The following is an 11,053-nucleotide window of genomic DNA, read 5'->3' as shown; positions in this document are numbered from 1 at the left end:
GGAACCCACGATGACCAACCTGAAGTGGTTCAACCCGCCGCGGCACAACCCGGCCGCCCGCGTCAACCTGTTGTGCTTCCACCATGCGGGCGGCGCCGCCTCGTTCTACAAGAAGTGGCCGGCCGCGCTGTCGCCGCTGGTGCAGGTCCTGCCGGTGCAGATGCCGGGCCGCGAGACCCGCTACGACGAAGCCTTCGCCCCCAGCATCGGCGCCATGGTGGACGAGCTGCTGCGCCACCAGCACGCCTTTGCCGACAAGCCCTACGCGCTCTTCGGCCACAGCCTGGGCGCGCTGTTCGGCTTCGAGCTGGGCCGCCGCCTGGCCCGGGTGGGCGCAGCGGCACCGCGCTTCCTCGTCGCATCGGGCCACGGTGCCCCGCGCGCCGAGCCGGCCGTCGAGCAGTTGCACGGGCTGCCGGACCGCCAGTTCGTCGACCGCATGCGTGAGAAGTACGGCGGCATCAGCGACGAGGTCATGGCCTCCGAGGAACTGCTGGACTTCCTGCTGCCCCGCTTCCGGGCCGACATTCGCATAGCGGAACAGCACGTAAGCCAGGACGACACGCCGGTACGTTTCCCAGTCGTCGCGCTGCACGGCCGCGCGGACCAGTCGGTGTCGATGGCGGACGTGCAGGGCTGGCAGGACAAGACCGCCGCCAGGGTCAGCATCCACGAGTTCGACGGCGACCACTTCTTCATCGAGACCAACGAACGCCAGGTGATCGGCGTCGTCAACAAGCTGCTGGGCGACCAGCTGCGCAGCCTGGAAGCATGACTTCCCGGCCCACTGCTTTCATTTATCAGGAAAAACCATGCTGAAACGTTTGATCAAGCTGTTCCAATTCGTCAGGACGTGCCTGTGGAGCGGCCGCGCCAACATCACAAAACTGTGGCTGGCGCTCGCGCTGGACCTGCTGACCTCCACCATCAAGGTCGGCGGCCCGATCCTGCTGGTGCGACACTTGATGGCCGCCGGCGACATGACGGCCGCGCTGACGGCCGAAGTGGGCGCGGCCATCGCGTTCATCTTCGTCGCGGTCAACCTGCTGCCCATCGCGCGCGGCTACCTGCTGTCGTCGGTGCGCTCGACCACGCAGACGACCCTGCTGGAAAACCTGCTGCGCAATACCTACGGCATGAAGCTGGACGAGCACCTCTCGTCGCCGACCGGCAGCTTTCCCCAGCTGCTGACGGCCGTCTACAGCAACGTGGAAAAGGTGGTGCCCACGCTGCATGGCGAACTGGCGCCGGCCGTGCTGGACCTGGTCGCCATCTTTGTCGGCCTGTTCCTGATCCATCCCGTCGCGGGCCTGATCGGCGTCGGTGCGCTGTGCCTGTATGTCACGTCCGCGTCGTACAATGCGGCGCGCATGGGCGACGCCAGCAAGAAGCGCCTGGGCGCGGCCTACGGTGCCTATGGCGGCCTGCTGGCCGCCATAGGTCGCTACCGCGTGGCGCACCAGTTCGGCAACGTCGAGTACGAAGTGGGCAAGGCGCGCACGGTGCTGAACGTGCAGAAGGACGCGTTCCAGGCGCTGCACCGCACGGAAGTGCTGTGCGGCTTCCGCAACAACGTGATCGCCATCGTGGCGATGGCGGGCATCGGCGCCTATGCCTTCCTGAGCTGGCAGTCGGGCCAGGCGACGCTGCAGGACGCGATGCTGGCGGCCTATTTCGCCACCATCCTGAACGGCCCGCTGCGCGCGCTCGGCAAGAGCCTGGAGCAGGTGTACGTCGATTCGATCGAATGCGAGAAGATCATCGACTTCACCAATGCCGGCGCGGGCCTGGGCCAGCGCGCCAACGCGCGCGCCTACCAGGCCAAGGGCGCGCCTTGCGTGGAGTTCCGCAACGTCTCGTTCGCGTACGAGTCGAACAAGGCCAAGCAGACGCTGGACGGCGTCAGCTTCCAGGTGCGCGCCGGCCAGACGGTGGCGATCGTGGGCGAAAGCGGCGCCGGCAAGTCGACGCTGGTCAACCTGCTGCTGCGCTACTACGTGCAGGACGCGGGGCAGATCCTCGTCGACGGCACCGACATCCGCGACCTGACGGCCGCCTCGCTGCGCTCGGAGATCGCGGTGGTGTCGCAACATGCGGACCTGTTCCAGGGCTCGATCGCGGACAATATCGCCTACGGCAACTGGGGCGCGAGCCGGGAAGCGGTCGAGCGGGCCGCCCGCTCCGGTGGCCTGGACGAGTGGCTCGACTCGCCCGAGCGCAACCTGGACGAACAGGTGGGCAGCAGCGGCGACAAGATCTCGGGCGGCCAGAAGCAGCGCGTGGCGCTGGCCCGCGCGCTCTTGAAGGGCGGCAGCATGTTCCTGCTGGACGAAGCCACTTCGGCGCTGGACGTGGGGACGGAAAAGGAGATCCTGCACCGCGTCGACGGCCTGACCGCGGGCAAGACGGTGCTCGTCATCACGCACCGGATCACGAACATCGTCAATGCGGACTGGATCGTGTACCTGCGCGAAGGCCGCGTGGCCGAACAGGGCACTTTCTTCGACCTGCTGGCCCGGCAAGGCCTGTTCTATCGCCAGCTGCAGGTCGAATGCGACAAGCTGGGCGTCAGCATCGACGACCTGGACGTCAACCTGAAGGGCCGGCTGGCGCAAGTCGCCTGACCATTTTTTTCGGATTTATTTCGGAGTCATCCCATGTCTTACTCATCACTGCATCAATTCGGCTGGTCCAACCTCTTCATGCAACAGCTGTCGTACGACGAACTGTGCGCCGACGACACGATCGACAACATCTTCCGCATCACGGCCATCCACCGCAACCGCGTGGAAGCGATGGGCGTGAATGGCGAAGCGTCCATCATCGTGCCGCCGCAGTTCCAGCCCGTCAGCCAGAACCTGGCGGTGGGCGACTGGGTGATGGCGGAAATGGCCAACGAACACTTCCGCCTCGAACGCATCCTGGAGCCGAAGAACCGGGTCCGCCGCATCAACAACGGGCTGCCGCAGGTGATCGCGGCCAACGTCGACTACCTGTGGATCATCACGAGCGCGAACGAGGAGTTCAACGTCAAGCGGCTGGAGCGTTACCTGGCGCTGGCGCACGAATTCGACATCGTGCCGGCCGTGATCCTGACCAAGACCGACGTCTGCGACGACCTCGATCACTACCTCGACCGGCTGCGCGAGCTGGGTGCCGACAACGTGCACGCGCTCAGCGTCAACACGCCCGGCACGGTGGACGTGCTGCACGCCTACATGCACGAGGGGACAACCATCGCACTGGTGGGTTCTTCCGGCGTGGGCAAGTCGACCCTGGTCAACGCCATGTTCGACCTGACGCTGCCGACGCGCGAAATCCGCGAGGACGACGCCCACGGCAAGCACACGACCACGCACCGCGAGCTGTACTTCGCCGGCAACGGCGTGGCGATCATCGACACCCCGGGCATGCGCGAGCTGCAGCTGTACGACAGCGAGCAAGGCATCGAGCGCACCTTCAGCTCCATCGTGGAGCTGGGCGAGCGGTGCCGCTACAGCAATTGCGGCCACGACAACGAGCCTGGCTGCGCGATCCGCCAGGCCATCGCCGACCGCGTCATCACGCAGGCGCACTTCGACAACTACCTGAAGCTGGTCAAGGAGGAGGAGTCGCAGAAGCGCCGTTCGCTGGGCGCGCACGTCGTCAAGGAGCACACCCGCGAGTACTTCAAGAAGATCCACAGCAGTAACAAGGTCAAGTACTAAGCCGCTGCCACGACGACAATCGACTGGGGACAACGCATGTGGATCATTCAGCTTTGCATCATCATCCTGGCAGCGGGCCTGTGCGGCGCGCTGGCCAAACGCCTGGGCCAGAGCCGCGTGGTGGGCGAAATCGCCGCCGGCCTGCTGCTGGGACCACCCTTGCTGGGTGCAATGGGCAGCGAGGCCTACCACGCCGTGTTTTCGCCCGGGGCGGCGCCCATCATGGCGAAGCTGGGCGAACTGGGACTGGTGCTGCTGATGTTCCAGCTCGGCCTGCACCTGGACCTGCGCTCGCTGCGCGAGCAGCGCCGCGTGCGCGTACCCGTGCTGGTGGCCCTGATGGGCATCGCCTGCCCGTTTGTCATCGGCTGCGGCATCGCGCTGCTGTCGCTGCCGGTGCTTGCCGTGGAGATCGCGCCCCTGCCCTACGTGCTGTTCTGCGGCGTGACGTTGTCCATCTCCGCGGTGCCGGTGATGGCGCGCATCGTCGTCGACCTGGGCATGACGGGCACATCGACGGCGGCCATCGCGCTGACGGCCGCCACGCTGACGGACGCCCTCGGGTGGCTGATGCTGGCCGTCGTGGCCGCGCTCAGCGCCGGTGTACTGGTCTGGCACGACATCCTTCGCAACGTCGTGCTGCTGGTGGTGTTCGCGGCCGTGTCGATGCTGGTCGTGCGGCCGTTGTGGGCACGGCTGTTCCGCACTGCGCAGACGCCGGCCGAGGTGGGCCGGCTGCTGCCGGCCGTGTTCTGCTATGTGATGCTGTCGGCCTGGGCCACCTCCGAGATCGGCTTCCACAGCGCGTTCGGCGCGCTGGTCGCGGCGCTGGCCTTGCGCGACATCCCGGCCTTCTCGCGCGAGTGGTCGCAGCGGGTGGACGGCTTCGTCGAACTGATCCTGATGCCCGTGTTCTTCGCCTATGCAGGCCTGAAGGCGGACCTGGGCTCGATTCCGTCCGACAGCTTCTGGCCCTGGTGCGGCCTGTTCCTGCTGGGCGCGATCGTCGGCAAGTTCGGCGGCAGCTATTGGGGCGCCCGCATGGCCGGCGTGCAGCGCCATGAAGCATGCATGATCGGTTCGCTGATGAATACGCGCGGCCTGATGGAACTGATCGTGCTGACGATCGGCCTGCAACTGAAGGTGCTGCCGCCGGCGGTGTACACGATGCTCGTCATCATGGCGCTCGTGACGACGGCGTTGACGGTGCCGACGCTGCGCTTCCTGGCGCGCAGCAAGGACGGGGTGCGCGGCGCGGGCGTACGGACGCCGGCCGAGGTGCCTTAGAGGCATGGCACGTGCCCGTGGCCGGGCACGTGCGGCGCGGGATTACTGCAGGTGCTTGGCGAGGAAGCGCTCGACCCGCTTGTAGAAGTCGATGCGGTTGTTCTCGTGGTACAGGCCGTGCCCTTCGTTCGGGTACACGACCCATTCCGGCGGCGTGGCCAGCGCGCTGCGCAGGCGCTGCGCATGCTCCACCGGCACGCGCCGGTCCTCATAGCCGTGGGCGATCATCAGCGGGTTCTTCAGCTTGTCCGCCAGCGCCACCGGAGAGTTCTGTTTCAACACGTCCGCATCCTTGTCCGGATCGCCGATCAGCGTGCGCAGGTCGTAGCGCAGGCTGTATTCGGAAAAATCGCCGCGCGCCGACGTGAACATCAGGTTGATGTCGCTGACGCCGAAGTAATCGATCCCGCAGCGGAACAGTTCCGGGTGGCGGATCAGGCCCATCAGGGTGGCATAGCCACCATAGCTGCCGCCCATGATGGCGATGCGCTTGGGATCGGACCAGCCCTGCCTGATCGCCCACTGGGCCGTGTCGGCCAGGTCGTCCTGCATGCTGCGGCCCCACTGGCGCCAGCCGGCCTGGAAGTGCTTGAAGCCGAAGCCGGTACTGCCGCGGAACTCCGGCTCCAGCACGACATAGCCGCGCGACGCCAGGAACTGCGCTTCGCTGTCCCACTCCCACGAGCCGCCCCGTACCCACGGACCGCCATGCACCAGCACGACGGTCGGCAGCGGGCCTTTCGGTTTACCCGGCGGCATGGTGATATAGACGGGAATCCGCAGGCCGTCGCGGGCCGCGAAGCGCTGGAAGTCGCGCGTGCCCATCTCGGCGCGCTTGATGTCGGGGTGCTGGCTGCCCAGGCTGACAACGGTATTGGCGGCCGGGTGATAGATCAGGTACTGCACGGGGTCGCGGTCCGAGCTCGAACGCACCAGCAATGCCTGCGCGTTGGCGCAGTCGTACTCGCACTCGATCAGGTTGCCCATGCCGGGCACCAGCTTGTCGATCCTTTCCTGCAGCGCCTTCATGGCCGGATCGAACCACACGGTCGATTGGGCATCCGTGGCGATGTGCATGCCCAGCAGCTTTTTCGTCTTGTAGTCCATGATGGGCCGGCCGGAGAAGTCGAACCCGTCGAGCACGACCAGCGGATCGGCCGAGCGCTGGCCCTTGGCGATATCGAAGGTGTACAGCGCCGTAAAGCCCTGGTGGCCAGCCGTCACGTACAACGTGTTCTTGTTGTCGAAGAAGCGCGGCACGATGCGGGCGTCGGTAAAGCAGTCGCCGTTGCTGAGCTGCGACCAGTCCTTGCCGTCCTTGGCGCGGTACGACACGATGCAGCGCCCCTTGTCGGTCGAGGTGGCGATGCGCGGTGTGTCGTCGGCATCGAGCAGCCAGCGGCCCACGCGGGCCGGCTGCGTTCCCGGCAGCAGGTCGGCCAGCTCGCGGGTCCTCGTATTGAGCCGGTACAGGCGCGACGATTCGGGCTGCCGGTCCGTGTTGTTCCACAGGTGCTTCTCGACGATGATGTCGTCCGAGCCGTCGTGCGTACGGTCGTAGAACGAGTAATCGGCCATCAGCACGCGCGACTTCATGTGCGATCCGACGCTTTGCTGGCGATGGTGCCAATTACCGGAGATCAGGTGCGTCAGGAGCGTACCGTCGCGGTTGGCGGCAAATTCGTCGAGGTTGCCCTCGAACTCCACCCGCATATCCTTGACCGTGAAACCGAGGCGCTCGTTGTTAATCCAATGCACTGCCGTAATCGGGGCGTCCTCGCCTTGCGATTCGGCTGCCACCGTCACTTCCGTCAATTTGCGCGTGTCCCGCACGGCGATGATCTGCCGGCGCTTCTCGTTGGTGTACAAGTAAGCCACGTAATGCCCGTTGGGCGAGATCGTTGCCTTGCTAATGGTGGGCATGCCGAAGAAGGCTTCGGCCGGCGGTGCCGCCTGGGCGGCGCCGGCGATGGCGAGCGCTGCGACGGCAGCACTGAATTGACGGGGTTTCATATTATACGCGGATGAATATCGGAACCGACGATTTTCGATGCCGCGATAATATAAAGTCAAGCTGTCAACTATTCCCGGTGATTTTTACTGTTGCGTTAAAGTGGAATCTCTCCAAATATCACGGCTACTAAAAAAGAAGCCGCGTCCCGCGCGGCTTCCCGTTCTGGCTCAAGCCACCTGCGGCAATTTATCGATCATTTTATCGAGGGTCAGCGGATAATCGCGGATGCGAATGCCGGTGGCGTTGTGGATGGCGTTGGCAATCGCCGCCGCCACGCCGCACAACCCCAGTTCGCCCACGCCCTTGGCCTTCATCGGCGACGACATCGGGTCCGTCTCATCCAGGAAGACGACGTCCTGGTGCGGCACGTCCGCATGCACCGGCACCTCGTAGCTGGCCAGGTCGTGGTTGACGAAGAAGCCGACCCGCTTGTCGACGACGAGGTGTTCCATCAGCGCGCCGCCCACGCCCATCGTCATCGCGCCGATCACCTGGCTGCGCGCGGACTTCGGGTTCAGGATGCGGCCGGCCGCGCACACGGCCAGCATGCGCCGCACCCGCACTTCGCCCGTGTACGCGTCCACCGCCACCTCGACGAAGTGGGCGCCGAACGTGGACTGCTGGTATTTCTTGTCCAGGTCGCCGAACTCGATCGTGTCCTCCGCCACCAGCTCGGCGCCCTGCGCGGCCTGGCGCAGCGGCAGCGACTGCCCGCCCGCCTTGACCATGCCGTCGGCGAACTGCGCCTGGGCCGCATCGAGGCCCAGCTTCTGGCAGACGACGTCGCGCAGCTTCACGCACGCCGCATACACGCCGGAAGTAGAGCAGTTGCCGCCCCATTGCCCGCCCGAGCCGGCCGACACCGGGTAGGCCGAGTCGCCCAGCTTCACGGCCACCTTGTCCAGCGGGACGCCCATCATCTCGGCCGCCGTCTGCGCGATGATGGTGTAGCTGCCGGTGCCGATGTCGGTCATGTCCGTTTCGACCGTGACGATACCGTCCGGTCCCAGCCGCACCCGCGCGGCGGACTTGCCGACCAGGTTGTTGCGGAACGCGGCGGCCACGCCCATGCCGACCAGCCAGCGCCCTTCCCTCACCTGGGCCGGCTGCGGATTGCGCTTGTTCCAGCCGAAGCGCTCCATCCCCGTGCGCATGCATTCGACGAAGCGGCGCTGCGAGAACTTGCGCTCGCGCTTTTCCGGATCGACCGTCGTGTCGTTAATGATGCGGAACATGACGGGGTCCATCTTGAGCTTTTCCGCCATCTCGTCGATGGCGATTTCCAGCGCCATCATGCCGGGCGCCTCGCCGGGCGCGCGCATGGCGTTCCCCTCGGGCAGGTCCAGCACCGCCAGGCGCAGCCGGGTCATCCGGTTCGGCCCCGCGTACAGCAGGCGGGTCTGGTTGACGGCCGTTTCCGGCTTCCCGTCCGGCAGGTCGCCCGACCAGCTTTCATGGGCGATCGCCGTGATGCGGCCCTCGCGCGTGGCGCCGATGCGCAGGCGCTGGATGGTGGCGGGCCGGTGCGTCGTGTTGTTGATCATCAGCGCGCGCTGCAGCGCCACCTTGACGGGCCGTCCCGCCGCCTTCGCGCCCAGCGCGGCCAGCAAGGCCTCCGCGCGGATCCACAGCTTGCCGCCGAAGCCGCCGCCGATGTAGGGCGAGATCAGGCGCACGTTCTCCCTGGGCAGGTTGAGCGTCTTGGCCATGTCGCCCACGCTCCAGTCGATCATCTGGTTCGACGTCCAGATCGTGACCTTGTCGCCCTCCCAGCGCGCGATGGACGCATGCGGCTCCATCATCGCGTGGCTCTGGTCCGGCGTCGTGTAGGTCGCGTCCAGTTTTACCGGCGCGCTGTCGAAGGCGCTGGCGAAGGCGCCCGCCTTGGTCTCGGGCGGGTCCTCCTCCTTCTTCGGCACCTTGGCCGTGCCCTTGGCGGCGGCCAGGTCGTAGCGGCCCTTCTCCTCGACGTACTTGACCTTGACCAGTTGCGCGGCTGCGCGCGCCTGTTCGAACGTCTCGGCCACGACCAGCGCGACCGCCTGGTGGTAGTGCTCGATGGCCGGCCCGCCCAGCAGGGTGGCGGTGTTGTACTTGCCTTTGCCGAGCTTGCCGGCGTTGTCGGCCGTGACGATGGCGATGACGCCAGGGGCGCGCTTGGCGGCGGCGGTGTCCATCGACGCGATCTTTCCCTTGGCGATGGCGGAACCGACGACGTAGCCATAGGCGGCGTTGGGTGCCGCCTCGTGCTGCTCGTAGGCGTAGCGGGCGGTGCCCGTGGTCTTGAGCGGCCCGTCGATACGGTCGACGGGGTGGCCGACGACCTTCAGCTGGTCGATCGGGTTGGTGCTGGCTGGCGTGGCAAACTTCATCGCATCATCCTTTCTTTGCTTCCGCCAGCACCGCGTCGAGCGTGCGCCGGACCAGGGGAATCTTGAACGCGTTTTCCGATGTCGTCTTCGCGCCGGCCAGCAGCTGGTCGACGACCGCCTGGCTGCCGCGCGGCAGCTGCGCATCGGCCGCCGGCACGCGCCACGGCTTGTGCGCGACCCCGCCCAGCGCCACGCTGCCGCGGCCGTCCGGCTGGACGATGGCCGCCACCGAGACCAGCGCGAACGCATACGAGGCGCGGTCGCGCACCTTGCGGTAGAACTGCCTGCCGCCGACGGGCTTGGGCAGCGTCACCGCCGTGATCAGCTCACCGGGCGCCAGCGTGTGCTCGACGTGCGGCGTGCTGCCGGGCAGGCGGTGGAAATCGGCGATGGGGATGACGCGCGTGGTGCCATCGGGCTTGACGGTTTCCACGTTCGCATCGAGCACGCGCATGGCCACCGCCATGTCGCTCGGGTGCGTGGCGATGCAGGCCTCGCTGGCGCCGACGATCGCGTGGCCGCGCGTGTAGCCGCCGATGGCGGAGCAGCCGCTGCCCGGGGCGCGCTTGTTGCACGCCATGTTCGTGTCGTAGAAATACGGGCAGCGGGTGCGCTGCAGCAGGTTGCCGGCCGTCGTCGCCTTGTTGCGCAGCTGTTGCGAAGCTCCCGCCAGCAGCGCGCGCGACAGCACGCCATAGTCGCGCCGCACGCGCTCGTGGGCCGCCAGGTCCGTGTTGCGCACGAGGGCACCGATGCGCAGGCCGCCGTCGGCGGTGGGCTCGATGCGGTCGAGGCCCAGGCCATTCACGTCCACCAGGTGGGGCGGCGTTTCGATCTCCAGCTTCATCAGGTCCAGGAGGTTGGTACCGCCGGCGATGAAGCGGGCGCCGTTGACGCGCAGGACGGCGGCCGCGGCTTCGGCCGGGGTGCGCGCACGTTCATAGGTAAACACTTTCATGCCTTCCTCCCGGCCACTTCGACGATCGCATCGACGATGTTGGAATAGGCGCCGCATCGACAGATATTGCCGCTCATGCGCTCGCGGATTTCCTCCTCGGTCAGCTGGGGCGCGCGCGTCAGGTCGTCCGTCACGTGGCTGGGCAGGCCCTTGCGGATCTCGTCCAGCACCGATACGGCCGAACAGATCTGCCCGGGCGTACAGTAGCCGCACTGGTAACCGTCGTGCTTGACGAACGCGGCCTGCATCGGGTGCAGCTTGTCGGGCGTGCCCAGGCCTTCGATGGTCGTCACCTGCGCGCCATCGTGCATGACGGCCAGCGTCAGGCAGGAATTGATGCGGCGGCCGTCGACGATGGCCGTGCAGGCCCCGCATTGGCCCTGGTCGCAGCCCTTCTTGGTACCGGTCAGGCGCAGGTTCTCGCGCAGCGCATCGAGCAGGGTGGTGCGCGTATCGACTTCCAGCTCGCGCCGCTGGCCGTTCACCGTTAGCGCTACCTTGGCCTTGACGGGGGGCGTCGGCATGTCGCTGCGTCCGCCGGCAGGCTGGGCCTGGCCGGCGGCCACCGCGGGAACTGCCGCCACCGTGGCGGAAACGGCGCCCGCGATCAGCAGGTCGCGCCGGGTGAGCTTGATGTCGCTCGGTGGTGCTTCGATAGGGTCATCCATGGTTCGCATCCTGTGGCTGGGTAAGTGGGCAAGGGCCTGGCGGGAGC

8 protein-coding genes are annotated in these 11,053 nt (G+C 66.8%); 4 read left to right on the top strand and 4 right to left on the bottom strand.

The features are described from left to right. The first annotated feature begins 10 nt into the window (after positions 1–10). Genes PX653_RS26535 through PX653_RS26520 form a run of 4 tightly spaced genes read left to right on the top strand, consistent with a single transcriptional unit; the run spans position 11 to position 4,994 of the window. Entirely contained in the window at positions 11–775 is a 765-nt protein-coding gene (locus tag PX653_RS26535) for a thioesterase II family protein (RefSeq protein WP_277415625.1), read from the top strand. Positions 776–812: 37 nt separating this feature from the next. After that, a complete protein-coding gene (locus PX653_RS26530) occupies positions 813–2,624 on the top strand; it encodes an ABC transporter ATP-binding protein (protein WP_277415624.1) in 1,812 nt (603 codons plus the stop codon). A gap of 33 nt (positions 2,625–2,657) precedes the next feature. After that, positions 2,658–3,707 (top strand): ribosome small subunit-dependent GTPase A, encoded by a 1,050-nt coding sequence (gene rsgA / locus PX653_RS26525; protein ID WP_277415623.1) that lies wholly within the window; start codon positions 2,658–2,660, stop codon positions 3,705–3,707. A gap of 36 nt (positions 3,708–3,743) precedes the next feature. Then, positions 3,744–4,994 carry a cation:proton antiporter gene (locus tag PX653_RS26520; RefSeq protein WP_277415622.1) on the top strand — a complete coding sequence of 417 codons (1,251 nt, stop codon included), beginning with the start codon at positions 3,744–3,746 and terminating at the stop codon, positions 4,992–4,994. Between the two features lie 42 nt (positions 4,995–5,036). On the opposite strand, the gene PX653_RS26515 is transcribed toward PX653_RS26520, so the two are convergent. The 4 genes from PX653_RS26515 to paoA form a co-directional block, all read right to left on the bottom strand. After that, on the bottom strand, positions 5,037–7,007 hold the full coding sequence (locus PX653_RS26515; RefSeq protein ID WP_277415621.1) for an alpha/beta hydrolase family protein: 1,971 nt from the start codon (positions 7,005–7,007) through the stop codon (positions 5,037–5,039). A 168-nt stretch (positions 7,008–7,175) separates the two neighbouring features. Then, the gene (paoC, locus tag PX653_RS26510) at positions 7,176–9,380 is read right to left on the bottom strand and encodes an aldehyde oxidoreductase molybdenum-binding subunit PaoC (RefSeq protein WP_277415620.1); all 2,205 of its coding nucleotides are present in this window, start codon (positions 9,378–9,380) and stop codon (positions 7,176–7,178) included. A gap of 4 nt (positions 9,381–9,384) precedes the next feature. Next, positions 9,385–10,338 (bottom strand): FAD binding domain-containing protein, encoded by a 954-nt coding sequence (locus tag PX653_RS26505; protein ID WP_277415619.1) that lies wholly within the window; start codon positions 10,336–10,338, stop codon positions 9,385–9,387. Further along, positions 10,335–11,006 (bottom strand): aldehyde dehydrogenase iron-sulfur subunit PaoA, encoded by a 672-nt coding sequence (gene paoA, locus PX653_RS26500; protein WP_277415618.1) that lies wholly within the window; start codon positions 11,004–11,006, stop codon positions 10,335–10,337. The genes PX653_RS26505 and paoA overlap by 4 nt, the downstream gene beginning before the upstream one ends. Positions 11,007–11,053 lie beyond the last annotated feature (47 nt).

It is taken from the genome of Pseudoduganella chitinolytica, from assembly GCF_029028125.1.
Taxonomy (GTDB): Bacteria; Pseudomonadota; Gammaproteobacteria; order Burkholderiales; family Burkholderiaceae_D; genus Rugamonas; species Rugamonas chitinolytica.
Note: the sequence above shows the minus strand (reverse complement) of the source record. Positions and strands in the feature narration are given on the sequence as shown.